Source organism: Prochlorococcus marinus XMU1419 (genome assembly GCF_017695955.1).
Lineage (GTDB): Bacteria > Cyanobacteriota > Cyanobacteriia > PCC-6307 > Cyanobiaceae > Prochlorococcus_A > Prochlorococcus_A marinus_AD.
The window spans coordinates 136,044-160,893 of the sequence record NZ_JAAORO010000001.1 but is presented as its reverse complement, the minus strand read 5'-3'; the positions used below and the strand labels follow the sequence as shown (position 1 = coordinate 160,893).

General features: G+C 32.3%; 29 protein-coding genes. 16 read left to right on the top strand and 13 right to left on the bottom strand.

Annotated features, from left to right (window positions below; translation table 11 throughout):
• The first annotated feature begins 77 nt into the window (after positions 1 to 77).
• Positions 78 to 614: a 5-(carboxyamino)imidazole ribonucleotide mutase gene (purE, locus tag HA151_RS00865; protein WP_257473227.1), complete on the top strand. Its 537-nt coding sequence runs from the start codon at positions 78 to 80 to the stop codon at positions 612 to 614.
• Between the two features lie 14 nt (positions 615 to 628).
• Here purE and cysC read toward each other — a convergent pair whose 3' ends face one another.
• Entirely contained in the window at positions 629 to 1,252 is a 624-nt protein-coding gene (gene cysC, locus HA151_RS00860; protein WP_209105691.1) for an adenylyl-sulfate kinase, read from the bottom strand.
• A 42-nt stretch (positions 1,253 to 1,294) separates the two neighbouring features.
• The gene (locus HA151_RS00855; RefSeq protein ID WP_209105690.1) at positions 1,295 to 1,606 is read right to left on the bottom strand and encodes a translation initiation factor SUI1; all 312 of its coding nucleotides are present in this window, start codon (positions 1,604 to 1,606) and stop codon (positions 1,295 to 1,297) included.
• Between the two features lie 48 nt (positions 1,607 to 1,654).
• Between HA151_RS00855 and trpB the strand changes: the two genes are divergently transcribed.
• Positions 1,655 to 2,899: a tryptophan synthase subunit beta gene (gene trpB, locus HA151_RS00850; RefSeq protein ID WP_209105689.1), complete on the top strand. Its 1,245-nt coding sequence runs from the start codon at positions 1,655 to 1,657 to the stop codon at positions 2,897 to 2,899.
• On the opposite strand, the gene HA151_RS00845 is transcribed toward trpB, so the two are convergent.
• The gene (locus HA151_RS00845) at positions 2,900 to 3,250 is read right to left on the bottom strand and encodes a rhodanese-like domain-containing protein (protein WP_209105688.1); all 351 of its coding nucleotides are present in this window, start codon (positions 3,248 to 3,250) and stop codon (positions 2,900 to 2,902) included. It lies immediately after the preceding gene.
• 89 nt (positions 3,251 to 3,339) lie between these two features.
• Between HA151_RS00845 and HA151_RS00840 the strand changes: the two genes are divergently transcribed.
• The 9 genes from HA151_RS00840 to HA151_RS00800 all read left to right on the top strand — a co-directional run bounded on the left by HA151_RS00840 (position 3,340) and on the right by HA151_RS00800 (position 10,573).
• Positions 3,340 to 4,800 (top strand): hypothetical protein, encoded by a 1,461-nt coding sequence (locus tag HA151_RS00840; protein ID WP_209105687.1) that lies wholly within the window; start codon positions 3,340 to 3,342, stop codon positions 4,798 to 4,800.
• A 124-nt stretch (positions 4,801 to 4,924) separates the two neighbouring features.
• Complete coding sequence (locus HA151_RS00835) at positions 4,925 to 6,070, top strand: citrate synthase (protein WP_209105686.1); 1,146 nt, start codon at positions 4,925 to 4,927, stop codon at positions 6,068 to 6,070.
• 75 nt (positions 6,071 to 6,145) lie between these two features.
• Positions 6,146 to 7,264 (top strand): NADH-quinone oxidoreductase subunit NuoH, encoded by a 1,119-nt coding sequence (nuoH, locus tag HA151_RS00830; RefSeq protein WP_209105685.1) that lies wholly within the window; start codon positions 6,146 to 6,148, stop codon positions 7,262 to 7,264.
• A gap of 69 nt (positions 7,265 to 7,333) precedes the next feature.
• Entirely contained in the window at positions 7,334 to 7,960 is a 627-nt protein-coding gene (gene ndhI, locus HA151_RS00825; RefSeq protein ID WP_209105684.1) for an NAD(P)H-quinone oxidoreductase subunit I, read from the top strand.
• Positions 7,961 to 7,973: 13 nt separating this feature from the next.
• Positions 7,974 to 8,573 (top strand): NADH-quinone oxidoreductase subunit J, encoded by a 600-nt coding sequence (locus HA151_RS00820; protein WP_209105683.1) that lies wholly within the window; start codon positions 7,974 to 7,976, stop codon positions 8,571 to 8,573.
• An 18-nt stretch (positions 8,574 to 8,591) separates the two neighbouring features.
• A complete protein-coding gene (nuoK, locus tag HA151_RS00815; protein ID WP_209106116.1) occupies positions 8,592 to 8,912 on the top strand; it encodes an NADH-quinone oxidoreductase subunit NuoK in 321 nt (106 codons plus the stop codon).
• Positions 8,913 to 8,921: 9 nt separating this feature from the next.
• The gene (locus HA151_RS00810) at positions 8,922 to 9,833 is read left to right on the top strand and encodes an NAD(+) kinase (protein ID WP_209105682.1); all 912 of its coding nucleotides are present in this window, start codon (positions 8,922 to 8,924) and stop codon (positions 9,831 to 9,833) included.
• Complete coding sequence (locus HA151_RS00805; RefSeq protein ID WP_209105681.1) at positions 9,834 to 10,301, top strand: CYTH domain-containing protein; 468 nt, start codon at positions 9,834 to 9,836, stop codon at positions 10,299 to 10,301. It abuts the gene before it with no gap.
• Between the two features lie 86 nt (positions 10,302 to 10,387).
• A complete protein-coding gene (locus HA151_RS00800) occupies positions 10,388 to 10,573 on the top strand; it encodes a hypothetical protein (RefSeq protein ID WP_209105680.1) in 186 nt (61 codons plus the stop codon).
• On the opposite strand, the gene HA151_RS00795 is transcribed toward HA151_RS00800, so the two are convergent.
• Positions 10,536 to 10,814, bottom strand: coding sequence for a helix-turn-helix domain-containing protein (locus HA151_RS00795; RefSeq protein WP_209105679.1), 279 nt, complete (start codon positions 10,812 to 10,814; stop codon positions 10,536 to 10,538). The genes HA151_RS00800 and HA151_RS00795 overlap by 38 nt on opposite strands.
• Before the next feature lie 76 nt (positions 10,815 to 10,890).
• Between HA151_RS00795 and HA151_RS00790 the strand changes: the two genes are divergently transcribed.
• On the top strand, positions 10,891 to 11,781 hold the full coding sequence (locus HA151_RS00790; RefSeq protein WP_209105678.1) for a methylenetetrahydrofolate reductase: 891 nt from the start codon (positions 10,891 to 10,893) through the stop codon (positions 11,779 to 11,781).
• Here HA151_RS00790 and HA151_RS00785 read toward each other — a convergent pair.
• The 5 genes from HA151_RS00785 to HA151_RS00765 form a co-directional block, all read right to left on the bottom strand.
• Positions 11,765 to 12,943, bottom strand: coding sequence for a nucleotidyltransferase family protein (locus HA151_RS00785; RefSeq protein WP_209105677.1), 1,179 nt, complete (start codon positions 12,941 to 12,943; stop codon positions 11,765 to 11,767). The two genes, HA151_RS00790 and HA151_RS00785, sit on opposite strands and share 17 nt — an antisense overlap.
• Before the next feature lie 48 nt (positions 12,944 to 12,991).
• On the bottom strand, positions 12,992 to 13,840 hold the full coding sequence (locus tag HA151_RS00780; RefSeq protein ID WP_209106115.1) for a segregation/condensation protein A: 849 nt from the start codon (positions 13,838 to 13,840) through the stop codon (positions 12,992 to 12,994).
• Positions 13,841 to 13,936: 96 nt separating this feature from the next.
• Positions 13,937 to 15,541, bottom strand: a complete 1,605-nt coding sequence (locus HA151_RS00775) for an NAD(P)H-quinone oxidoreductase subunit 4 (RefSeq protein ID WP_209106114.1) — start codon at positions 15,539 to 15,541, stop codon at positions 13,937 to 13,939.
• Positions 15,542 to 15,661: 120 nt separating this feature from the next.
• A complete protein-coding gene (locus HA151_RS00770; RefSeq protein ID WP_209105676.1) occupies positions 15,662 to 17,683 on the bottom strand; it encodes an NAD(P)H-quinone oxidoreductase subunit 5 in 2,022 nt (673 codons plus the stop codon).
• Between the two features lie 33 nt (positions 17,684 to 17,716).
• Entirely contained in the window at positions 17,717 to 18,445 is a 729-nt protein-coding gene (locus HA151_RS00765; protein ID WP_209105675.1) for an NnrU family protein, read from the bottom strand.
• A gap of 82 nt (positions 18,446 to 18,527) precedes the next feature.
• Between HA151_RS00765 and HA151_RS00760 the strand changes: the two genes are divergently transcribed.
• Positions 18,528 to 19,472: a LysR family transcriptional regulator gene (locus HA151_RS00760; protein ID WP_209105674.1), complete on the top strand. Its 945-nt coding sequence runs from the start codon at positions 18,528 to 18,530 to the stop codon at positions 19,470 to 19,472.
• Between the two features lie 6 nt (positions 19,473 to 19,478).
• Here the strand turns inward: HA151_RS00760 and HA151_RS00755 are convergent, their stop codons facing one another.
• Complete coding sequence (locus tag HA151_RS00755) at positions 19,479 to 20,102, bottom strand: DUF3172 domain-containing protein (protein ID WP_209105673.1); 624 nt, start codon at positions 20,100 to 20,102, stop codon at positions 19,479 to 19,481.
• The gene (gene ndhM, locus HA151_RS00750) at positions 20,099 to 20,446 is read right to left on the bottom strand and encodes an NAD(P)H-quinone oxidoreductase subunit M (RefSeq protein WP_209105672.1); all 348 of its coding nucleotides are present in this window, start codon (positions 20,444 to 20,446) and stop codon (positions 20,099 to 20,101) included. Before ndhM ends, HA151_RS00755 begins: the two co-directional genes overlap by 4 nt.
• 90 nt (positions 20,447 to 20,536) lie before the next feature.
• Between ndhM and pds the strand changes: the two genes are divergently transcribed.
• Together pds and HA151_RS00740 are read left to right on the top strand one after the other, a co-directional pair.
• On the top strand, positions 20,537 to 21,934 hold the full coding sequence (gene pds, locus HA151_RS00745) for a 15-cis-phytoene desaturase (RefSeq protein WP_209105671.1): 1,398 nt from the start codon (positions 20,537 to 20,539) through the stop codon (positions 21,932 to 21,934).
• Between the two features lie 36 nt (positions 21,935 to 21,970).
• Positions 21,971 to 22,879, top strand: coding sequence for a phytoene synthase (locus tag HA151_RS00740; protein ID WP_209105670.1), 909 nt, complete (start codon positions 21,971 to 21,973; stop codon positions 22,877 to 22,879).
• Here HA151_RS00740 and HA151_RS00735 read toward each other — a convergent pair whose 3' ends face one another.
• Positions 22,880 to 23,299 (bottom strand): RNA-binding protein, encoded by a 420-nt coding sequence (locus HA151_RS00735; RefSeq protein ID WP_209105669.1) that lies wholly within the window; start codon positions 23,297 to 23,299, stop codon positions 22,880 to 22,882.
• 59 nt (positions 23,300 to 23,358) lie between these two features.
• Positions 23,359 to 24,576, bottom strand: coding sequence for a CCA tRNA nucleotidyltransferase (locus HA151_RS00730; RefSeq protein WP_209105668.1), 1,218 nt, complete (start codon positions 24,574 to 24,576; stop codon positions 23,359 to 23,361).
• A 14-nt stretch (positions 24,577 to 24,590) separates the two neighbouring features.
• Between HA151_RS00730 and HA151_RS00725 the strand changes: the two genes are divergently transcribed.
• Entirely contained in the window at positions 24,591 to 24,842 is a 252-nt protein-coding gene (locus HA151_RS00725) for a Ycf34 family protein (RefSeq protein ID WP_209105667.1), read from the top strand.
• The last annotated feature ends 8 nt before the right edge of the window (positions 24,843 to 24,850 follow it).

Sequence of the window (24,850 nt, the reverse complement as noted above, 5' to 3'; positions counted from 1 at the left end):
AAATTTATTCTTTTTATATTAACTAACTGGCGCCAAATTAATTGCACGCCATTATAGGAAAGAATTGATTTGTTATTTTGTCAGAATTGAATTCTAAAAATATTTATAAAATCGCTGTCGTAATGGGTAGTGATTCAGATCTAGAAACATTGAAACCTGCTATTGATATTTTAAGAGAATTTGGAATAAAAACTGAAGTTTGTATACTTTCTGCACATCGAACACCTATTGAAATGATGGAATATGCAAAAAATGCAGAATCAGAAAACATAAAAGTAATAATTGCCGGTGCTGGTGGTGCTGCTCATCTTCCAGGAATGCTGGCATCCATAACTTGCATTCCTGTAATTGGAGTACCAGTAGAAAGTAAGGCCCTTAAGGGGATTGACTCTCTTCTATCAATTGTTCAAATGCCAGCTGGGATTCCAGTCGCAACAGTTGCAATTAATGGAGGCCAGAATGCTGGATTATTGGCAATAGAGATAATCAGTTTATTTGATGAATCCATAAAGAAAAATTTAAAAGAATTCAGAGAAAATCTTCATACACAGGTAAGAAATAAAAATAGTAAGTTATCAACTATTGGAGCTGACAATTATCTTCAAAAAAAATGACACCTATATTTACATTAGGCCTTTTTAAGAAAGTTTTCTTTTTTAAGGTAGTTGATAACTTTTTCAATGGAATCATTTAAATCTAACAAACCTGTATCAACAACAATTTCTGGATTATTAGGAGCTTCATATGGACTAGAAATGCCTGTAAATTCCTTAATTTCTCCTAAACGAGCTTTTTTATAAAGACCTTTAGTATCTCTATTTTCGCAAACTGTGATATCTGCAGAACAATAAACTTCAATAAAATCCTTAGATCCAATAATTTTTCTCACCTTATCTCGATCGCTAATAAATGGAGAAACGAAAGCTGTAATAGTTATTATCCCAGCATTCATAAATAAATTCGCAACTTCTCCAATTCTTCTTATATTTTCTTCTCTATCTTCATCCGAAAACCCAAGATCTTTACATAAACCATGTCTAATATTATCTCCATCCAAAACATAGGTCGAAAAGCCATCTAAGTGTAGTACTTCATTTAAAGCGTTTGCCAAAGTACTCTTACCAGAACCAGATAAACCTGTAAACCAGATAACCATACCTTTATGACCTCTCATTTTCTCCAACTTTTCTCTATCAATAGTTAAATTGTGCCACTTTATATTGGTTGACTTTGTTTGATCTTGTTCTTTCATTTTTTGGATCATCAAAATTAAAAACCTATCCTAACCCTTGTTTCATAAATTATGAAAACCCTCTTTACGAAGAAAGTCAATTGATTTCGATACCATATCACCCTGTAACTGGATATTTTTATCAACTAATGTTCCTCCCGTACCACAAAAAACTTTAATTTTTTTTAGTAATTCTTTTAATAAAATTTCATCTTGAGTTCCTAAACCTCCAATTAAAGTTATAGTCTTGCCCTTTTTACCTTTTTTTTGTTTTGAAATATTTATTTTTGATCTTTTATTAAGAGTATCAAGCTTAGCTGTTTCTACAGACTTTTTTTCTTGATTATCAAATTCGATCCAATTCTTTTTTCCCATTATTTTAAATATAATCTATAGTTAGTTAATACTTATTCTATAGAAAAAGTGGTAAGTACATTTTCTCGCGAAGATCAAAACTATAAAAATGACGATTTAAATCAACCCTCCAAAGAGGGGAGATTTGGAAAATATGGTGGTCAATATGTTCCTGAAACTCTAATGCCTGCTCTTTTTGAACTTGAAACAGCTGCATCAAATGCATGGAACGATAAACTTTTTGTAGAAGAATTAAATCATCTTCTTAAGACTTATGTAGGAAGAGAAACTCCACTTTATGAAGCCAAAAGACTTACTGAACATTACAAAACTAAACAAGCTACTCCAAGAATATGGCTCAAAAGAGAAGATTTAAATCATACTGGTGCTCACAAAATTAATAATGCCCTTGGACAAGCTTTATTAGCAATAAGAATGGGCAAAAAAAGAATAATTGCAGAAACTGGAGCGGGTCAGCATGGAGTTGCTACGGCTACTGTTTGTGCGAGATTTGGCTTGAAATGTATTATTTATATGGGTGCTGAAGACATAAAAAGACAATCACTTAACGTCTTCAGAATGAAACTTCTAGGAGCTGAAGTTAAAGTTGTAAATTCGGGAACTGCAACACTTAAAGATGCTACTAGTGAAGCCATTAGAGATTGGGTTTCTAATGTAGAAACGACACACTACATTTTAGGATCAGTTGCAGGTCCGCACCCTTTCCCGAAGATTGTGAGAGATTTTCATGCAGTTATTGGAGAAGAAACTAAAAATCAATGTCTGGAATCATTTGGGACTTTGCCGGATATTTTACTTGCTTGTGTAGGTGGTGGATCAAATGCAATGGGCCTTTTTCATCCTTTCGTGAAAGAAACATCTGTACGACTAATTGGTGTTGAAGCTGCTGGAAGCGGAGTTGATACTGACAAACATGCCGCAACTATCACTAAAGGATCAGTTGGAATTTTGCATGGATCAATGAGTCTTCTTTTACAAGATAATAATGGTCAAGTACAAGAAGCTCACTCAATAAGTGCAGGTTTAGATTACCCAGGAGTAGGGCCTGAACATAGCCATTTAAAAGATATAGGTAGAGCTGAATATGGATCAGTCACAGATCAAGAGGCTTTAGATGCTTTGAGACTTGTTAGTGAACTTGAAGGAATTATTCCGGCACTTGAAACTGCCCATGCCTTTGCATGGCTGGATAAATTATGCCCGACTCTTGAAAAAGATACTCATATAGTTATCAATTGCTCAGGAAGAGGTGACAAAGATGTTAATACTGTTGCATCTTCATTAGATATTTAATCAATACCTTGGAATTGATGGGTCAATATATCTACTCCATCCATCAATACCCTCTTCCAAATTCCATATTTCGCTCACAATATTATTATCTAAGCACCATTGACAAAAATTATAACTTCTTATTCCTGCATGACAGCTTACAACAATTTCTCTGTCTAATAAATCAGCAAATATTTCTTTAACGTATTCAGATGTGACTTTACTTATTGGTATATGTATAAATTTTCTTGAGAAACGAGCTAGTTCAAGCTCTGACTGTTCTCTTACATCAATCAAAACTGGATCTTCTTTCTCAGAATTCAACCAATCATTGAGATTAGAGGCATTTATAGATTTTGGATAATTTCCCAATTGAGAGGATAAATTATTTGTTATTTACAATTTAATAAATTAAGTTGCAGTGGGAAATTTATTGTTAAAAATAAAAATAAACATTGATAATGAAACTTAGAATAATAGCAATAATACTATTATTTTCTTTATTACTTTTTTTTGGTTTTAAAAAAATTTCTGCTAATAAAAATAAAGAACAAAGTACAAATATTGAGCAACTAAATATCCTAAAGTATATTCCTGAAAAAAATAAATTATTATTTATTTCAAATTTAGATAGTTTTGATATTATTAACAATAATGAAAAAGATAAAAATTCAAAAAATCAAGATAACTTTTTTTTAATAAAAGATTCTATATTCGATTACTTAGGTATAGATCTAGGTAAAAACAAATTTGAAGATATTTATGATAATGAACTTATAATCTCAACTTTTGAGAACAATAAAAAACTTAAAGATGATATTTTGATTGTTTTTAAAATTAAGCCAGAAAAAACAATAGATGATTTATTACATTTGCCTAATAAAATTGATCAAGTTGATGAATTAATTTCAATTAATAGAGAAGATAAAATGAATTTCCTTAACTTTATATATCGGACCGAAGATAATTATGTAATTGCTTCATCAGATAAAAACTTAATCAAAAATAGTATTAACTCAAGTTATCATTTTAAAGAAAAAAAATTTGAATATGAAGGAGAACTTTCTGGACTAAAAAACGAAAAAAATCTATTATTTACGAAAAAATTTCCGGAAAGCATATTTTTTAATAAAGAAATTTTTACTGAGAATAATGAAGATATTATAGCTACAACATTTGATTTAAAAAATAAACATTTGTTTTTAAAATCATATTTGCTTAATAATAAAAAAAATCTTGATATTTTTACTTACGATAAGCTAATAAATCAAGATAATAATAATAAAGATAATCCTGAAGTTTCAATTTTTAGCAATGTAAAAAGTTTTGACAAATTCATTAAACCTTTAATAAATGATTTTGAACAAAGTTTTTTTGAAGATCTTAATCATAATGCAAATCAAAACATCTTAATTCTCAATTCAAAAAAAGATTGGCTTATTGCATTTGAAAAAAATAATGAAGATCAATTTGATTTCAGTGCTTTGAAAAAACTAAAAGATTTTAATAAATATACTTTGAAACAAAATGAAGACATCTACTCGATTTATTCTAAAGATATTCTTGAAGAAAAAGAAAATATTATAAAAGAATTAACTTATGAAAATATCTTTTCAATAGAATCAAAAGATTTACAAATCATAAGTAACCATTTAATAAATGGTAAAAAACTAGAATCAATCTCAAAAAAATTTTTAAACCTAAAAAGTAACAAAGATAGATCTACTTTTCTTTATGCAAAAGTTGACATCAAAGATGAAAATTCTAATACAATTAAAAATTTTACTGATTTGCAAGATCTTAATTTTCTCATTAAAAATATTTTAAAAATTTCTAATGATGAATCTATAGAAATCATTAGGCAATCTATTCCTGAAAAAAATCCAATTCTTTATACAGAAACAATATTAAAAATACTTTAATAAATTCATTAAAAAAACTTTGAAAGACAATCAATTGAAATTTTTGTGAAGTTAATAACTTGTGGTTAATTAAAAATTATTTGACTATCTTTAATCTATAACTATTTAGTATCGAATTAAGGATTTGGATAGCAACAAACTAATTTTAAAACCAGGATTAGAGGGTGTCCCAGTTACTAATTCATCTATCTGTGATATTGACGGCAATAAAGGTAAATTATTGTACAGAGGCTACTCCATTGAAGAACTATGCAAAAAAAGCAGTTTTTTAGAAACTGCTTACCTATTGATTTGGGGTGAATTGCCTACAGCTATTCAACTGAGAGATTTTGAACAAGAAGTTCAAATGCATCGAAGGTTAAGTTTTAGAGTCAGAGATATGATGAAATGTTTTCCCGCAACGGGTCATCCTATGGACGCTCTTCAATCTAGTGCCGCTTCTTTGGGGCTTTTCTATTCACGTAGAGCAATAGATGATCCTAATTACATTTACAACGCTGTAATAAGACTAATAGCAAAAATACCTACTATGATTGCTGCGTTTCAACTTATAAGAAAAGGACAAGATCCCATTCAACCACGAGATGATTTAACCTACTCATCAAATTTTCTTTACATGCTGACCGAAAAAGAACAAGATCCTATAGCTGCTAAAGTTTTTGATAGGTGTCTAATTCTACATGCCGAACATAGTTTAAACGCAAGTACATTTAGCGCTCGAGTAACTGCGAGCACTCTTACAGACCCATATGCTGTCATCGCCTCTGCAGTAGGGACCCTCGCTGGCCCACTGCATGGAGGAGCAAATGAGGATGTGATCGCAATGTTAGAAGAGATTAAAACCCCAGAAAATGCCGGGTCTTTTTTAGATAACGCGATAAAAAATAAAAGTAAGATAATGGGCTTCGGCCATAGAGAATATAAAGTTAAAGACCCAAGAGCAATAATTCTTCAAAAACTTGCAGAAGAGCTTTTTATTAGATTTGGAGCAGATGAAATGTATGAAGTGGCTAAATCACTGGAGGCAGAGGCAATCCCAAGACTTGGACCTAAGGGTATATTCCCTAACGTGGACTTTTATTCTGGTCTTGTTTATAGAAAACTTGGTATTCCTCGTGATTTATTTACTCCTATTTTTGCCATATCTAGAGTGGCAGGTTGGTTAGCTCATTGGAGAGAGCAACTTGGAGCAAATAGAATTTTCAGACCGTCACAAATCTATACAGGTTCAGAACCAAGAAATTGGATCAACCTAGAAAATAGAGAATAATATTTGCAGCTTTTCATAAAAAAACACACATATTGTTTGTGAAGAGTTAATCTATTAAGTAAATAACAAAAAATTTTGGAATACGGATTAGATCTCGAATATAGTTTTAATGAACTTTTAAAAGGTTTTGGTTTTTCTAGTGAAATTGCTCATTTAATTTGGCTTCCTCTACCTATGCTTTTGGTTTTAGTAGCGGCAGTTGTTGGCGTTTTAGTAACAGTTTGGCTTGAAAGAAAAATATCAGCTGCTGCTCAACAAAGAATAGGTCCTGAATATGCAGGAGCGCTTGGCGTCCTCCAACCAATTGCAGATGGTCTTAAATTACTTGTCAAAGAGGATATTATTCCTGCTAAAGCAGATGGAGTCCTCTTTACTGCAGGGCCTATATTAGTTCTTGTCCCAGTTATTCTCTCATGGCTAATTGTTCCTTTTGGAAAAAACCTTTTGATAAGTAACGTTGGTATTGGAATTTTCCTATGGATCGCTTTAAGCAGTATCCAGCCAATTGGACTTCTTATGAGCGGATATGCATCAAACAATAAATACTCATTATTAGGAGGATTAAGAGCAGCAGCTCAATCAATAAGTTATGAAATACCTCTAGCTCTATCTGTATTGGCTATCGTACTAATGACAAATTCTCTAAGTACTATTGATATTGTCAACCAACAAAGTGGTGCTGGAATATTAAGTTGGAATATTTGGAGACAACCAGTTGGTTTTATAATTTTTTGGATTTGCGCTCTTGCAGAATGTGAAAGACTTCCATTTGACTTACCTGAAGCTGAAGAAGAATTAGTTGCAGGATATCAAACTGAATATGCAGGAATGAAATTCGCATTGTTCTACCTTGGCAGTTACATTAATTTAATCCTTTCAGCTTTATTAGTATCAATACTTTATTTGGGAGGATGGGGTTTTCCTATTCCAGTTGAGTTAATAGCGAAGTTTCTAAATTTGCCCATTAATGCACCCCTCATACAAGTTTTTACTGCATCGATTGGAATCGTAATGACAGTTTTGAAGGCATATCTTTTAGTTTTCATTGCAATATTATTACGTTGGACAACTCCCAGAGTAAGAATAGATCAACTATTAGATCTAGGATGGAAGTTTCTTCTTCCAATTTCTCTTGCTAATCTTTTGATAACTGCAGGATTAAAACTTACTTTTCCGCAATTCTTTGGTGGTTAGATTTTAAGTAAAAATACTTAAATTTAAAATTAATCCACTAAAATAAAATTATTAAGTGAATTCTTCAAAATGAAAAATTTCCTTCAACAAATAAATAGCTATATTAAAGAAGCATTAAATGCTGGTAAATATTTATATAATGGCTTATCAGTAACTTTTGATCATCTTCGAAGAAGACCTGTAACTGTTCAATATCCATATGAAAAATTAATACCTTCTGAAAGGTATAGAGGAAGAATACATTATGAATTCGATAAATGTATTGCTTGTGAAGTTTGCGTGAGAGTATGCCCCATAAATCTACCCGTAGTTGATTGGGTAATGAATAAAGAAACCAAAAAAAAGGAACTTAGAAATTATTCTATTGACTTTGGAGTTTGTATATTCTGCGGAAATTGTGTTGAATATTGTCCGACCAATTGTCTATCAATGACCGAAGAGTATGAATTAGCTACTTTTGACAGGCACAATCTTAATTTTGACAATATTGCACTTGGTAGATTACCCACAAACGTCACAACAGATCCCTCAGTCAAACCTCTAAGAGAACTTGCATATCTTCCTAAAGGTGTCATGGACCCTCATGAAATCCCAGCTTCAGATACTAGAGTTGGTAAATTACCTGAAGAAGTCTATGATTGGATGAGACCTGAATCCAACGAAAATAAAGATAAAGTTTCTAGTCCAAACAATTAATTTCTATTAATTTATGTCTATTGCAATAACAACTCAAATTATTTGTTTTACAGTTCTTTCTTTAGTTATCCTTATTGGAGCACTTGGTGTTGTGTTGCTCGAAAGTATTGTTTATTCTGCCTTTCTTCTAGGAGGAGTTTTTATGAGTGTGGCAGGATTATATCTTCTTTTAAATGCAAGTTTTGTTGCCGCAGCGCAAGTTTTAGTTTATGTGGGTGCAGTTAATGTTTTAATAATCTTTGCAATAATGCTTGTCAATAAAAAAGAAGATTTAAAGCCCATCAATGACATCAAATCGAGAAGAATAATATCAACATCGATATGTTTAACCCTACTTAGCCTCCTTATAAGAGTTGATTTGACCGATGTATGGAGCTTATCTAGTCCTCAAACCTCTATAGGAGAAGAATCAACTATCAGAATTGGTGAACATCTATTTAGTGATTATTTACTCCCATTTGAAGTAGCTTCAGTTTTACTTTTAATGGCAATGATTGGGGCTATAGTTTTAGCTAGAAGAGATGTAATGAGCAAAGATATTTCGACAGGATTACCTGTTGATCAAGAGTTGATTGAAAAATCATCAGAACCATTACTTACAAATAAAAATTAAATTTTCAACTTCCTTATGATGAATTTAGAATCAATTCCTATTCAATCTTTTTTGATAGTATCCTCAGCATTATTTTGCATTGGTATTTGGGGATTATTAAATAGCAGGAATGCAGTTAGAGTTCTCATGAGCATTGAATTAATGCTCAATGCGGTAAATATAAACTTAATGACTTTTTCCTCCTATATTGATAATAATTTAATTCAAGGACAAGTTTTTACTATCTTTGTGATTACTGTTGCTGCAGCAGAAGCAGCAGTTGGACTAGCTATATTATTATCTCTTTATAGGAATAGGGTGACTGTAGATATGGAAAGTTTTAATTTATTAAAATGGTAAAAGCATTAAATGAAACTTTCATTAGTGCTTATTGTATATCGTTCAAATAGTTCTATAGCTCTAGAAGCTGCCAAATTCTGTGAAGAAGTTCTAAAAAGCAAAAATATCAGATCAAACAGAATTGAAAGTGATTTTCATAAAGATGAAATTGAAAAATATCTTTATAATTCAGAATCACAACCAGATATTGGCTTAGTTCTTGGTGGGGATGGGACCTTCCTAAAATGTGCGAATGCATTAGGAGATTATGATATTCCTTTATTAAGCATTAATATTGGTGGTAATTTAGGGTTTCTTACTCAAGAAAAAGATTTTTTATTTGACAAATCTTTTATCGAAATCCTTGAAAACGAAGAATATATTATTGACTTACGAAATAGATTAAATTGTAATGTTTGTGTAAGCGGGACACGGTCAGAGAAGAAAATTATAAAAAGCTACGATGCCTTAAATGATTTTTATTTTAAATCTGTTGAAGAGGATATTTCTCCCACCAATCAAATACAAATTGAGATAAATAACGAGAAAGTGAATGAATACAAAGGTGATGGATTGATCATATCTTCATCTACTGGTTCAACAGCATACTCAATGGCTGCAGGTGGTCCAATAGTTCACCCTAGTGTAGATGCAATGATAATTAATCCTATATGCCCAATGAGTTTAGCAAGTAGACCAATAGTTATACCCAATACTAGTAAAGTAATTATTAAACCAATAAACAAAAGCCAAGGTGAAATTAAATTGTGGAGAGACGGTTCAAAATGTATGACCATTAAGGAAACCTATTATTGTGAGATTAAAAAAGGTAAATCACCCTGCAAAATAATAAGGTTTAAAAAAAGCACTAGCTATTACAATACTTTAATAAAAAAACTTGATTGGAAAGGCGATTTATCTCTGAAAAGTCCAAAAAATTAAATGGTCCTTGAAATAGAAAGACGTTTTCTTATAAAAAATGATAATTGGAAAAAGTTTATAACTAAAAAAATTTTTATTGAACAAGGTTATCTATCAAAAGATCTAGATGGTTGGATTATCAGGATAAGGTTTACAGGTAAAGAATTTAAAATAGCACTAAAAAAACATATTGAAAGTTTTACTAATTATGAATTTGAATACACAATCCCACGAAAAGACGGAGAAACAATAATGTCAAATATTAAAAATGTAATAAAGAAAGAAAGATTCTTTTTAGAAATTGAAAAAAAATCTTGGATTATAGATTGTTTTAAAGACGATAATTATCCACTGGAAATTGCCGAAATCGAACTTACCAATGAAGAGGAAGATTTAAGTCTTCCATCTTTTATATCCAAGGAAATTACTGGACTGATACGTTACTCCAATTTAAGTCTTGCTAATAAACCTTTTTCAAAATGGAATTAGAGGTATTTGACAACTCTCAAAAATAGCTAGTCAAAGTAACCACAATTCCTTTATATTTTCTTTATGTTTAATATTATTTTCTTCAAATGTATGGTCTTTACGACAAAGAAGGAATATTGAGATTTGTTGACTCAGACAAAGATGCTTGCATTGCATATGCTGAACTTTTCGAATTAGGTTCTACAAATTATTGTTTAATGGATTTAGCTAATGATACAAAAAGAAAATTAAGTACTAATCTTGATCAGAGTCAGGAAGAGAACAACAGTTAAATCCATCTCTACAGATCTTTCCATTATCCATTGCCCAATTTAAAAGTGCTACTCTATTTTTAGAACCCGTTTTTGTAAACATATTACTTACATGATTATCAACAGTTCTTTTGCTAATAGTAAGTTTTACTGCAATTTCTTGATTTGTTAGCCCGTCAGCTACGAGATCAATGATTTCCATCTCTCTTGTTGAGAGACCCATCATATCAATGTTGTTTACTTCTTCATCAACCATTTGCATTTAAACAGTTCCTTTTTTATATTAATTAAGTTTAGCAATCTCATTATACTTGTTAACCAAGTCGGGAAAAAAGCAATTGAAATCAAAACTTCAGAAGACTTTAGAAAAAAAATCTAAGGTAATAACGGCAGAGTTAATGCCGCCCAGAGGTGGAAGCCCCGTAAGATCTCTTAAGATAGCACAACTTTTAAAGGATAAGGTACATGCTGTTAACATTACAGATGGAAGCAGGGCTGTAATGAGAATGTGCAGCTTGGCAATGTCCAAACTATTACTGGAAAATGGGATAGAACCTGTGATGCAAATATCTTGCAGAGATCGTAATAAAATTGCTTTACAATCAGACATTCTCGGGGCAAATGCTTTAGGAATTAAAAACATCTTATGCATTACAGGTGATTCTGTAAAAAGCGGGGATCAACAAAACACTAAAGCAGTGCATGAGTTTGAGTCAGTTAGATTGCTTAAACAAATTCAAGATTTCAATAAAGGAATTGACCCTACTTTTGGAGAACTTTCTGACAAAAAAACATTTATATTCCCAGGAGCAGCAGCAGATCCAAGTTGCAGAAATAAAAAAAGTTTAAACAACAGAATTAGAAAGAAAAAGGAGGCTGGAGCTCGATTCATACAAACTCAAATGGTTATGGAAAAAGAAAATTTAATAGATTTTTGTGAAAAAATTGCTAATCCTCTTGAAATACCTGTAATTGCTGGTGTTTTCCTTCTAAAATCTTATAAGAATGCTTTATTCATAAACAAATACGTCCCTGGAGCAAACATTCCTGAAAATATTTTAAATCGTCTTAAAGATGCTAAAAACCCCCTAGATGAAGGGATACAAATTGCTTCAGAACAAGCCCGAGATTTCATTAATATCGCAAATGGTATTCATTTAATGGCAATTAAAGCGGAAAATTTAATCCCTGAGATTCTTGAAAGAGCTAATATTAATCTGGAATATTAATCAAATCAGTCCCTAATAATTCTGCCATTGCCTTCTGCTGGGGAGAGGGCTCAGTCATATCAGATCTTCTAGAATCTGTTATTAACCAATCCAAAGATGCATCTTGCAAATCAAAGTGATCTCCATTTTTGCCAACACAGTAACGACCAAATACTAATTTATCTACGAGTCGAACTCCCTTACCAATTTTTGAATAATCAAAAATAATTGAATTATCAATAGTTGCACCTTCACAAATACAACAACTCGGACCAATCATTGTAGGTCCTATAATTGTTGCTCCATCTTCTATTCTTGTCATCCCACCTATATATACAGGCCCAGTAATATCAACTGCGTCCCAATTAGCAGCAACATTTAATCCAGTAAAAACTCCAGGTTTAATTTCTTTCCCAGGTATCTCTACTTGTCTAACCTTTCCTTGTAACACATTACGAATAGCGCTCCAATAATCAGGGACTTTCCCGATATCTACCCATTCGAAGTCCATTGGTAGTGCAAAAAATGGTAAATCCATTTCAACAAGTTTAGGGAAGAGATCAGCACCAATATCAAATTTTTCAGCTGATGGTATGTAATTAAAAATTTCAGGTTCAAAAAGATAAATCCCTGTATTTATAGAGTCTCCTAAAGCTTTATCAACAGATGGTTTTTCTTGAAACGCCTTTATTCGACCATTTTCATCTGAGACAACTACGCCATAACTTGATACTTGATCTCTAGTCACTTGTTTGGTTATTAAACTTGCAATTGCTCCCTTTTCTTTATGTTTCTTAACTGCTTCAGTTAGATCTAAATCTACTAAAGCATCGCCACAAAGTACAACAAAAGTTTCATCAAAGAATTTTTGAAAATCTTGAATTTTTTTTAATCCACCTGCTGAACCTAAAGCATCTCCTATTAATTCTCCATCTTCAATTCTACCTTCAAAGCTATATGCAATCTCCACACCAAATCTTTGACCATCCCTAAAGTAATTTTCAATTTCTTCAGCAAGATGAGAAACATTAACCATTATTTCTTTAAAACCATGCTCTTTCAGAAGCTCTAAAAGAAACTCCATGACAGGTTTTTGTAAAATCGGTATCATTGGTTTTGGAATGATATGAGTGATGGGCTGAACACGTGTACCTTTTCCCGCCGCAAGTATCATTGCCTTCATGAATTCAAAACCTCTTTTTAAAGATTATACGTTATTGCTATTAAGCTGCTAAGCAGCTGTGGAAGAGGAATTTGTTACTTCGAGATTTTCTATAGGCAATTGAGCTAACCCTCCATCAGGAATTATCCTTTTGATATGAATTGGGCCGTATAAGGAATTAATTTGTTTAATTTCAATTTTGTTTTCTGATGATAAAAATAACAAGGCCCAAAAAACTCCAAGACGATCTTTATCTAAATCATTTTTTACAACTGTTTGCCATTTTTTAACTAAATATTCAAAATCAGTCCACTGCAATGCTTTTTCCCACCCATCAATAAATTTTCCTAATGCTTTAGTGGTTTCTGGTAGTTTCTCGCGATGTGCTAGCGATTTCACTTGAGAAATTAAAGCCCTATCAGAATATTTTTTATTTCTTTTTCTCTTCATTAGAAGAAGATCTTGGGTTTCTATAACTTCAGCAATCGATTCTAATTGACTTACCAATTCACCCAATGTTGTAGTTCTTTTAAGAATTGGTTGTGCTATCGATCTTCTCCTTAAATATTTTTCCGGGTATTTTGGGATATCAAATTCTTGATCAATCCAATCTTGATCATCCACACCAAAATCATCATCAAAATCTGACGAATTTTCTTTAAAAACATCAGATTCCAAAACTTGAGCCTTTAAATTAACTAGAACAGAAGCGGCAAAAAATGCTTCGCTTGTCTCAGATAAATCCTTATGATATGAACCATAACTATTTAAATTGTTTTGAAAAGAATGTGAATATTGCTCTAGAAAACTATCAATTACGCTTATTACATCAATATCCCACGGATCAAGATCACCTTTCCCAGCAGCGTCTTGAAGAAACTTAATCAGTAATCTAGGACCTAATTGTTGCTTATCTATGGGATTTGAATAGGTTATTTTAAGATGAACAAAATCTACTCATAAGATATCTCCTTATTTATTTGATGCCAAACAATATTGCATTAATTTAAGAAATTATATTGTTGGTGCTTTTAAGATTTGACTTTTTTTAGTTCCTGAGAAAATATTTGTTTTCATAGAAGATTTAACTGCAGTTAAATCTCTAGCGACTAAATTATTAATAGATGCAAGATAACTTTCAGTAACTAATCTTGGGTATAAACCTATTCCGATTATCGGTAATAGTAAACAAGCAATAATATAAACTTCCCTAGGCTCTGCATCGATAAGTTTTCGTTCTTCGGTTAATTTAGGATTTTCTTTACCGAAGAAAATTTCTCTTAGCATTGAGAGTAGATAAATAGGAGTAAGTATTACGCCTATAGCAGCTAAAGATGCCATAACTACTCTAAAGGGAAGCGTATAAACCTCATCAGTAACAAATCCTGTGAAAACCATTAATTCGGAAACAAATCCACTCATGCCTGGCAAAGCAAGTGAGGCGAGGGAACAAGCAGTCCAAAGGGCAAACATGATTCTCATTTTTTGTCCTACACCACTCATTTCATCAAGTTTAAGAGTCTTTGTTCTGTCATACGTGGCTCCAACGAGAAAAAATAAACTAGCACCGATCAATCCATGGCTTACCATTTGAAGCATTGCACCGCTTGTTCCAAGGCTACTAAAACTTCCTATTCCAATAAGAACGAAACCCATGTGACTAATAGAGCTGTATGCAATTTTTCTTTTGAGATTTCTTTGCGCAAAAGAAGTTAGTGCAGCATAAATTATGTTTACTACACCCAGTACTATTAACAAGGGGGCAAATTGAGCATGAGCAATGGGTAACAATTGTGCATTAAATCTTAAAAGAGCATATCCTCCCATCTTCAATAAAATTCCAGCCAGAAGCATATGAACTGGAGCTGTAGCCTCTCCATGAGCGTCTGGCAGCCAAGTATGAAGAGGCACTATTGGAAGTTTTACCCCAAATGCAATTAAGAGACCCACATAACAAAGTATTTGAAATTTTTGACTAAAATCCTGAGCTGCCAAATGCGAAAACTCAAAGTTAGGAATTTCTGCACCATAAAAACCCATTGCCAATGCAGCTAGAAGAATAAATATAGAACTGCCAGCTGTATAAATAATGAATTTTGTTGCTGCATATTGTCTATTTTTTCCGCCCCATATTGCTAATAGTAAGTATACGGGTATTAATTCAAGCTCCCAAGTTAGAAAGAATAAAAGCATATCTTGTACAGCAAATACAGCGATCTGCCCACCATCCATTACTAATATTAAAAAGAAAAATAACTTTGGTTTAAATTTGACTGGCCATGCAGCTAAAACCGCTAAAGCAGTTATAAAACTAGTTAATAATATTAGCGGCATAGAAATACCGTCAGCACCAACTGACCAAGTAAGCCCTAAATCAGGAAGCCAATTTATATTTTCTTTAAGTTGAACATTTTCATTACTAATATCAAAACCATTAATATAAGAACCTACAGTTATCAAAAAAGTTATTAATGCAATAGACAATGCAAACCATCTAACCTCTTTACCATTTCCTTTATCTGGGAAAAAGGGTATCACGAAGGCACTACCAATTGGGAACAAAATTGAAGCTGATAGCCAAGGAAAAGTGGACAACCCAGCTCCAAGAGTTCCTAACATTTGTGTAGCAAGATGTGCAGAAAAATAAGTACTCAATTTAATAAGAAATTTATCTTAAATAAAGTCTAGAAATTATCTGTATTTTTTCACCCAATAGACAGTGAAGACACACAATTGTAATTAAGTTACTTGAGGAGATTGAAGGCCAAATATAGCAACTAATAAAATCACCCCTCCAAAAACAATAAGAGCATAAAATTGAGCTCTACCCGTCTCAAAATATTTTAAGCCTTCTCCACTACCAAGGGTTACAAGTCCAGTAAGATTTACGACGCCATCAACAACCTTAGAATCAACTTCCAAAACTTCTTTAGCTAGCTTTCTACTGCCCTTAACAAAAAGTTTTTCATTGATGTCATCTAAATACCATTTATTTGATAAAAATTGATTAACAGTTGGAAACCTTTCTGCAAATAAAATTGACAAATTTATTTTTTTAACGAAATATGCTTGAAAAGCAATAATGATTCCAGCTGATGCGATAAGGACTGAACTTATTGCTAAAGGCAAAAATTCTTTCAATTCAAAAGCTTTTGCCGCAATCTCCGCTTCTTCAGGATCTAGCAAAGTTGCAAATTTACTATCCCATGGGAGTCCCATAAAGCCAATAATTACAGAGGGTACAGCTAAAAATACTAATGGGAATGTCATTGACCAGGGAGACTCATGGATGGAACCATGCTCTTCATGCTCTTCTTCGTTATCTTTATCTAGATTGACCTTTGAAGCTATTAAAAGCTCTCTTTGTAGTTCTTTATTCTCCCCTCTGAAATCACCTTCAAACGTTAAGAAATAAAGTCTAAACATATAGAAGGCGGTCATGCCGGCCGTTAGAAGGCCTACAAACCAAAAAGCTGGAAATGATATAAACGCATTTCCTAGTATCTCGTCTTTACTCCAAAACCCTGCTAGAGGAGGAATCCCGCTAATTGCTATGCAACCTATTAAAAATGTCATAGATGTGTAAGGCATTTTTTTTCTCAAACCGCCCATCAATCTCATATCTTGTGCAAGTACTGGCTGATGACCTACAACTTCTTCCATTGCATGAATTACAGAGCCAGATCCTAAAAATAACATTGCTTTGAAGCAAGCATGAGTAACCAAATGAAAAATTCCAGCAATTGGAGCTCCACAACCCATTGCAAGCATCATGTAACCAAGCTGAGAAACAGTGCTGTAAGCTAACCCCTTTTTTAAATCCATCTGGGTTAAAGCTATGGAAGCTCCTAAAAAACAAGTAATTGTACCAACTAAAGCAATGATGAACTGAATAGAGGGAAATATTGAATACAAAGGTTGAAGTCTAGCAACTAGAAATATTCCAGCGGCAACCATTGTAGCTGCATGAATAAGTGCAGAAATTGGCGTAGGTCCCTCCATTGCATCAGGTAACCACACGTGTAGAGGGAACTGGGCAGATTTTGCCATTGGCCCTAAAAAAACTAAAAAACAAAGAAGTAAAGCAGCCCATATAGGTATTGAATTATCAGATACTGATTGGGAAATACTAGTTGCTATTTCATTAAAATCAAAACTATTTGTTGCCCAAAATAGACCAAGAATTCCTAGTAATAATCCAAAATCTCCAACTCTATTAACAACAAATGCTTTTTGAGCCGCATGTGCTGCTCCATCTCTGTCGTACCAAAAACCAACTAATAAGTAAGAACACATACCCACCAATTCCCAAAAAACATAAATTTCTAACAAATTTGGGCTAATTATTAATCCCATCATTGAACTACTAAATAAAGCTAAATAAGTAAAAAACCTTACATAACCTTTATCGTGAGACATATAACCATGAGAATAAATCATCACTAGCAAAGTTATGGTAGCTACCAATGCAAGCATTACACTACCCAAGGGATCAAGAACAAAACCCATTGGAATCGTGAAATCTCCAGCATTAGCCCATACGAATAATTTTTCAACAGATTGATAACCATTAATTTGCTCAATCAGAGCCTTATAACTGATTACTGCCGAAATCCCAACAAAAGAAATAAGACCTATAGAAACTATTTCTCTAGAATTATTAATTTTCTTATTGATACTTATTAGTCCCAAACCAGAAATAACCGCCCCAATAAGTGGAAAAACGGGAATTAACCAGGCAATTTCTGAGGCTTGAGGCATCTTTTTAAAACTTATATTTACGATTTTAGACTGTCAATTGAAAAATTCAGACAAAAATGATGAATTAAATGTTTGAACAGCAATATTTATATATTGATGGGACCACCAAAGTAAGCCTATTGCAATTAGTATACCAAGCTGAGATGGCCTAAAAAATTCTTTAATTTTTAATTCTTGCCTCCCTTCAATTATTGCCATAAATGGGATGATGGAAGTATTTTTTTTAAACTTTTCAAATTCCTCTCCAAACCTTTTAGCTAATCTCCTATCGCCATGCCATATTGCGAAAAGATGGTGCAAAATTAATCCAAAAGAAGTTATTAATGTGAATGTTGTCCCAATCCATAAAGTATGTGCAAAACACCAAATTATCTGACCAAAAGCTTGCGGATGTCTTGTAATTCTCATTATTCCTGTCCCATAAATTCTCACTTTAGGTTTTAAAACTGAGGGAATTTCTAACAAATTATAAGTAGCGGGATATAAAAATAAAAAACTTATTGCCGTTAAAAACCAAACTATTACAAAAACAAAACTATTCCCTTGAAAATTCCATAGTCTTATTCCGTCATATCTGTGTACTAGAAAGTAACTAATTAAAACAATTGCTGATGGCAAACTAAAAAAAACAAAGCATAACCGCCATAATCTTGGTCCTATAATTGATTCTGCTTTAATTCTTAAAGCAGCTCCGCCACTATGAATTACTGCAAAAATTAAAATCAACAATAATATTTCTACAGATGTTTTATGTGTCTCCATAGGTTTCGGCTATTCAAATAATTTTGTTCTTAACAAGAATACTTCTAAGCATTAGAATTATAAATAATAGCAGGCACAATAGATGCCAGAATTACCATTTACACTCGACCAATTAAGAATATTAAAAGCTATCGCAGCACAAGGAAGCTTTAAAAAAGCTGCTGATCTACTTTATGTCACTCAACCTGCAGTGAGTTTACAAATACAAAATTTAGAAAAACAACTTGAGATTACAATTTTCGATAGAGGTGGTAGAAAAGCTTTATTAACTGAAGCAGGAAGACTTCTGCTTGAATATTGTGAACGAATATTGAATCAATGCGACGAAGCTTGTAAAGCTATTGAAGATTTGAATAGTTTAAAAGGCGGGACTCTTATCATTGGAGCCAGTCAAACAACTGGAACTTATTTAATGCCAAGGATGATAGGGCTTTTTAGACAAAAATATCCTGATGTGTCTGTTCAACTTCAAGTTCATAGCACTAGGAGAACCGGATGGAGTGTTGCTAATGGACAAATTGACTTAGCCATTATTGGAGGACAATTGCCAAGTGATTTAGAAAATTTGCTACAAGTTATTCCATATGCAACAGATGAATTAGCACTAGTTTTACCCTCTAAACATAAACTATCTAACAAAAAAGAACTTTTAAAAGAAGACTTATACAAATTAAACTTCGTAACATTAGACACTCAATCTACAACAAGGAAAGTTGTTGATAAACTTCTTCAAGATTCTGGACTAGACATTCAAAGATTAAAAATAGAAATGGAACTTAACTCTCTTGAAGCGATAAAGAATGCAGTTCAGTCAGGTCTAGGGGCTTCGTTTTTACCTGTTGTTTCTATTGAAAGAGAATTGGCGGCCGGAACAATCCACAAAGCATTTGTTGCTGACTTAGAAGTAAAAAGAGAACTAAAATTAATTACAAATCCATCAAGATATACTTCTAGGGCATCAGAGGTTTTTAAAAAAAATATATTACCTCAATTTGCTAGTTTAGAGAGCCCATTAAGGCAAATATAAATTTAATCAGAACTGAATCGCCTCTTTATTAATTCCCACTCCTCCATCTTCGGCTTGTCCATCACCTTTTATTATAAATTTATTTTCGTTGACATCAGTTTGATAAACACACTTAACTATCGGTTTATCGCGTATAGATCCAATATAAGCAAAAGTATTCATTCTTTGCTTACATTCTCTTACGTCTTCATTACTAATCGCTCCTTGTTTTTGCAAAACTGTCCAATTCTCCCTTCGAATTACACATCCTGGTTGTAGAGCTGGTTGAGTAACAAAACTTGTGGATGGATTAAGTGTTGTATACATTTCAACGTCAATAACAAATGCACTTGCGCCCCATTGCCTGCAAAATTCAGGATCTGGAACAGCCATATCTAATTGTTGTTGACTAGCAATATTTCCCTGTCCGCCATCAGTTGTACTAGTAATTGCGCTCCCAATACCAACTCCAAGAATTAATACCCCTGCTAGAACGGCAATAGTTCCAGTATTAAAGTTGATCTTTTGTTCAGAAGAAGAAGGCAAACTATTATTTCTTAGTCGATAAGAATCATTTTCTCTTGGATTTGAAGAGTAATAACTTCTATTTGAGCCGCTCCGAGGCCTTCTATTTGAGGGTGGTCTTTTCACAATACTTTATTTGTCTTTGGTAAACCCATTGAGTAGTTCATTACTTTACAATCAGGGTTATAACTCAATTGCCCATTTTGAAGCAAATATTTAATTAAACCCTCTAATTCTGAACCTATTTTCCTAAGTTCGTAATCATCTAAATTCTTTCCTGATCTTTCTTTAACTAATTCACTAAATCTTTCATTAACTTTTTTTAAAGCATCTTCACTCCAAATAAACTCGTTATCGGGATCTAAATCAAGTGTAAGTTTGTTGGGGTGAAACTGTAATTCTTCATCAACAACTTTTGCAGTAAAAATCCTTACATGTCGAGTAGTTGATTTTAAAAGCATTTTTTCCATAATTTTACAAAATAATCAACGAAAAAAAATATAATGTTCTAACTTTAATGTAGCTTATTAGTAAGTGTTTATTTATTTCTTGATTTTATAATGCGTGTTGTAATTGCTGGTGCCGGTTTAGCAGGTTTATCCTGTGCCAAATATCTAGTAGATAATGGTCACATTCCAATTGTTTTAGAGGCTAGAGATGTTCTAGGGGGTAAAGTTGCTGCTTGGAAAGATGAAGATGGAGACTGGTACGAAACCGGTTTACATATATTTTTTGGAGCTTACCCTAATATGTTGCAACTATTTAAAGAATTAGATATTGAAGATAGACTTCAATGGAAAAGCCATTCAATGATTTTTAATCAGCCATCAGAGCCAGGGACATACAGTAGATTTGACTTCCCCGATATTCCAGCTCCCGCAAATGGAGTTTCGGCAATATTAAGTAATAATGATATGCTTTCATGGAATGAAAAAATCCTCTTTGGATTGGGTTTAGTACCTGCAATGTTGAGAGGTCAAAAGTACTTAGAAAAATGTGATACAAAATCATGGACAGATTGGCTAAAAGAACACAATATTCCTGAAAGAGTTAACGATGAAGTTTTTATAGCAATGAGTAAAGCTTTAAATTTCATAGGGCCTGATGAAATATCATCTACCGTTTTATTGACAGCTTTAAATAGATTCTTACAAGAAAAAAATGGCTCGAAAATGGCATTCCTTGACGGAGCTCCTCCAGAAAGACTCTGCCAACCAATGGTTGATTATATTACAGCTCGCGGTGGTGAAGTGCACATGAATAGTCCATTAAGGGAAATTAATCTAAATGAAGATAGTACTGTTAAAAGTTTTACTGTTGCCTCATTAAATGAAAAAGAAAAGAAAGAAATAACAGCTGACGCCTATGTTAGCGCAATGCCTGTTGATCTTTTCAAATTAATAATTCCTAAACAATGGAAAGGTCTAGACACTTTTTCAAAATTAGATGGGTTAAATGGTGTACCAGTTATTAATATCCACTTATGGTTTGACAAAAAATTAACAGATATTGACCATTTACTGTTTAGCAGATCACCACTTCTTAGTGTTTATGCAGATATGAGTATTACATGTAAAGAATATGAAGATCCTAATAGATCAATGCTAGAATTAGTTTTTGCTCCTGCAAAAGAGTGGATAAATAAAAGTGATCAAGATATTGTTGATGCCACTATGGAAGAACTTAAAAAGTTATTCCCAACACATTTCATGGGGGATGACAAAACTAAATTAAGAAAATATAAAGTAGTCAAAACTCCAAGATCTGTATACAAGGCAGTTCCTGGATGCCAAGAGTTTAGACCAAGCCAAAAATCCCCCATTAAAAATTTCTTCTTAGCTGGCGACTATACAATGCAAAAATATTTAGCATCTATGGAAGGAGCTGTTTTAAGTGGTAAATTATGCGCGGAATCAATTCACAAAGAGCATTCCAAAATCCCTCAAAATGTTTCTTAGAAACATTCCAGTAATTTTAAATTTAGTTAAAACTTTTTGAAAAATTCAATTTCTCAACTAGATCAAGCATATGAGATCTGCCGTAAAGAAACCCAAGAATGGGCTAAAACTTTCTACTTGGGCACTCTGCTACTGCCACTAAAAAAAAGAAAAGCCATTTGGGCTATTTACGTATGGTGTAGAAGAACTGATGAAATAATGGATAGCTTAGAAGCTTCAACTAAGTCCAAAGAGGAACTTTCAGATAATTTAGATGCATGGGAAGAAAATACAAAGAATGTATTCAGGGGCAATACTAAATCCGAATTAGATGCAGTTTTATTAGATACGATCAAAAATTATCCACAAAGTATTAAACCTTACCTGGATATGATAGAGGGTCAAAGGATGGATCTCAATAAATTCAGATACAAAAATTTTGAAGAATTAAAACTTTATTGCTATAGAGTAGCAGGGACTGTTGGTTTAATGACGCAAAATGTTATGGGGATTGATAGCGCTTATACTTCTGCGCCATGGAGTGCCAAGCCCGACCCATCAGATGCAGCCATAGCTTTGGGTATAGCAAATCAATTAACGAATATCTTACGAGATGTAGGAGAAGATAGACAAAGAGGTAGGATTTATATCCCACAAGAGGATATTGAAAAATTTAACTATTCTGAGGAAGAACTTTTAAAAGGGGAAATAAACAATCAGTGGAAGGCACTTATGAACTTTCAATTAATAAGAGCTCGCGATTGGTTCCAAAAGTCTGAAGATGGAATAAAATGGTTAAGTTCAGATGCAAGATGGCCAGTATGGACATCTTTACGTCTCTACAGAGGAATATTAGACTCTATTGAAAGGTTAGATTATGATGTTTTTAACAACAGAGCTTTTGTAAAAAATTCAGTAAAAGCTTTTGAAATTCCTATATCTTTTTTAATTTCTCGAATTAAATAACTAAGCAGGTGTTTTTTGATTAGCCAACAAATCTTTTAATTTAGATAATTCTCCAGCCCATCTTGGATCAGGCGCTTGAAGATTAGGTGCATCACTATGAACAATTTTCTTAAAGTCTTTCCTCTTCTTATTCTTATTGAAGCTTCCACTATTTTTTTTATTTGAAGCAGAATCTTTCTTCTCTGAAAGCTCAACTCTTAATTTTGAACCATTAAATTCAAAACCATTTAATTTTTGAATTAGTAAACTAGCATTCTCTTCATTGTTCGTTGTTGCGAAACCAAAGCCTCTGCATTCTTTAGTTTCCTTATCTAGAACTGCTTTAAATCTTATCGAGTCAGAAACTGATTTTATAATTGAATCAAATTCTTTTGGATTAAATTCTTGTGGTAAGTTACCAATGTAGATACGAATGCTCATAAATTTTTTAAAAATGATTTTGAAGTCTGAACTTCTAAACAAAACTAAGCTATGTGTATTTAATCACATTTTGGCGCATTTTGTTCAATCCATTGCTTTGCTTTATAAATAGCTTCATCAAAATTATTCAATCTTTTATATGCGAGTTCCTTTGAGAGATATTGCAAAAGCTCTCCTAATATAGGACCATCATTTATTTTAAAAATTTTTTTTATAACATCACCATTAAGATAATTTGAGGGATGAAATAATTTGTCATCCTTGTCACGCCATCTACTAAGCCAATCAAGGCGTAAATCTTGAGGTAAGTAAAAAATAAAAGATGGAAGAAACATTTCTAATTCTTGATGTAATTTAAACCTATCTAATTCATTTAACTTAGAAACATTTTTTTTCTTCAAAAAAACATGCCACTTTCTCAATAATTTAGTTTTTGTTATTTCAGCTCTATTAAATTTAAGTTTCTCTAAAGATACAACATCTAAAATCTGGCCAACAAAGAATAGTGGTAAGAATTTATCTTTTTCATCTTGATTAAGGCACTCATAATCAATTTCCTCTAAATCCAAAAAAAAAGAATCTTTATATAAATAATCAGATTCAAATATGTTCATTTTTTTTACCAATATTAAGGCTTCAAGAGCATTTGCCCCATTTAATATTTTTTGTATTTCATAATTTATCCTCTCTCGAGCAACAAGACATAATTTTGCTTTATTTTTTTTTATAAAAGTTACTAATTTTAAATCAATCTTAAAATTCAACTCCGCAACGAATCGAAAACATCTCAATATTCTTAAAGGGTCATTAAGCAAATTTATTTCTGAATAAGTTTTCAGCAATGAAAGTTCTAGGTCTTTTAGGCCATTTAATGGGTCAAATAAACACTTTTTATCAAATAAGAAAGCAATTGAATTAATTGAAAAGTCCCTGCTGGACAAATCTCCTTGGATAGTAGAAGAACTCTGATTTGCAATATCAATTGAAATATGATTAAAAATAATTCTTACCACTTCTCTTTTTTTATCTAAAATTACGAATTTTAATTTATGATTTTCTGCAATTTTTTTTCCAATTTTAATAGCATTTAAAGGTACAACAATATCAACATCAACCTTTTCCGTTACTCTTCCTAAAATAATATTTCTTATATAACCACCAACTAAATATGATCCCTTAGGTAAAAAAGATACAATAGGATCCAAATTATAGAATTTTATACTTCTTTCTAATTTTTCAATTATTAGTGTATGATCGGTGAGAATATTATTTTTCATTTTATTTATTCAGTATGTGCATTTGCATCAACTGTAAATGGGTAGATAGATGTATTACTTATCATGATGTCGAAAATAATCATGGTGTTGATCATATTTGCGATATACCTGATTTTAAAGCAAAAAAGCCATTCATCCATGTCAGTATAATTAAAGATAAGAATGGCACTTACAAAACTGATTGGGATGTCCAATCTTGTGAAAGTTTTACGAACGAATTTGGTAAATGGTCTAAATACTATCCAGGCATGAAATTGCCTACTTAAAAGTAATA

Coding starts and splice junctions, on each gene's coding strand:
- ndhI (WP_209105684.1), top strand. CDS start 7,334: ATGAAAAATTTCCTTCAACAAATAAATAGCTATATTAAAGAAGCATTA.
- HA151_RS00770 (WP_209105676.1), bottom strand. CDS start 17,683: ATGCCTCAAGCCTCAGAAATTGCCTGGTTAATTCCCGTTTTTCCACTT.
- HA151_RS00775 (WP_209106114.1), bottom strand. CDS start 15,541: ATGTTAGGAACTCTTGGAGCTGGGTTGTCCACTTTTCCTTGGCTATCA.
- HA151_RS00765 (WP_209105675.1), bottom strand. CDS start 18,445: ATGGAGACACATAAAACATCTGTAGAAATATTATTGTTGATTTTAATT.
- HA151_RS00805 (WP_209105681.1), top strand. CDS start 9,834: ATGGTCCTTGAAATAGAAAGACGTTTTCTTATAAAAAATGATAATTGG.
- cysC (WP_209105691.1), bottom strand. CDS start 1,252: ATGAAAGAACAAGATCAAACAAAGTCAACCAATATAAAGTGGCACAAT.
- HA151_RS00820 (WP_209105683.1), top strand. CDS start 7,974: ATGTCTATTGCAATAACAACTCAAATTATTTGTTTTACAGTTCTTTCT.
- HA151_RS00785 (WP_209105677.1), bottom strand. CDS start 12,943: ATGAAGGCAATGATACTTGCGGCGGGAAAAGGTACACGTGTTCAGCCC.
- HA151_RS00810 (WP_209105682.1), top strand. CDS start 8,922: ATGAAACTTTCATTAGTGCTTATTGTATATCGTTCAAATAGTTCTATA.
- HA151_RS00735 (WP_209105669.1), bottom strand. CDS start 23,299: ATGAGCATTCGTATCTACATTGGTAACTTACCACAAGAATTTAATCCA.
- HA151_RS00725 (WP_209105667.1), top strand. CDS start 24,591: ATGTGCATTTGCATCAACTGTAAATGGGTAGATAGATGTATTACTTAT.
- HA151_RS00730 (WP_209105668.1), bottom strand. CDS start 24,576: ATGAAAAATAATATTCTCACCGATCATACACTAATAATTGAAAAATTA.
- HA151_RS00840 (WP_209105687.1), top strand. CDS start 3,340: ATGAAACTTAGAATAATAGCAATAATACTATTATTTTCTTTATTACTT.
- HA151_RS00760 (WP_209105674.1), top strand. CDS start 18,528: ATGCCAGAATTACCATTTACACTCGACCAATTAAGAATATTAAAAGCT.
- nuoK (WP_209106116.1), top strand. CDS start 8,592: ATGAATTTAGAATCAATTCCTATTCAATCTTTTTTGATAGTATCCTCA.
- pds (WP_209105671.1), top strand. CDS start 20,537: ATGCGTGTTGTAATTGCTGGTGCCGGTTTAGCAGGTTTATCCTGTGCC.
- HA151_RS00800 (WP_209105680.1), top strand. CDS start 10,388: ATGTATGGTCTTTACGACAAAGAAGGAATATTGAGATTTGTTGACTCA.
- HA151_RS00855 (WP_209105690.1), bottom strand. CDS start 1,606: ATGGGAAAAAAGAATTGGATCGAATTTGATAATCAAGAAAAAAAGTCT.
- ndhM (WP_209105672.1), bottom strand. CDS start 20,446: ATGGAAAAAATGCTTTTAAAATCAACTACTCGACATGTAAGGATTTTT.
- HA151_RS00795 (WP_209105679.1), bottom strand. CDS start 10,814: ATGCAAATGGTTGATGAAGAAGTAAACAACATTGATATGATGGGTCTC.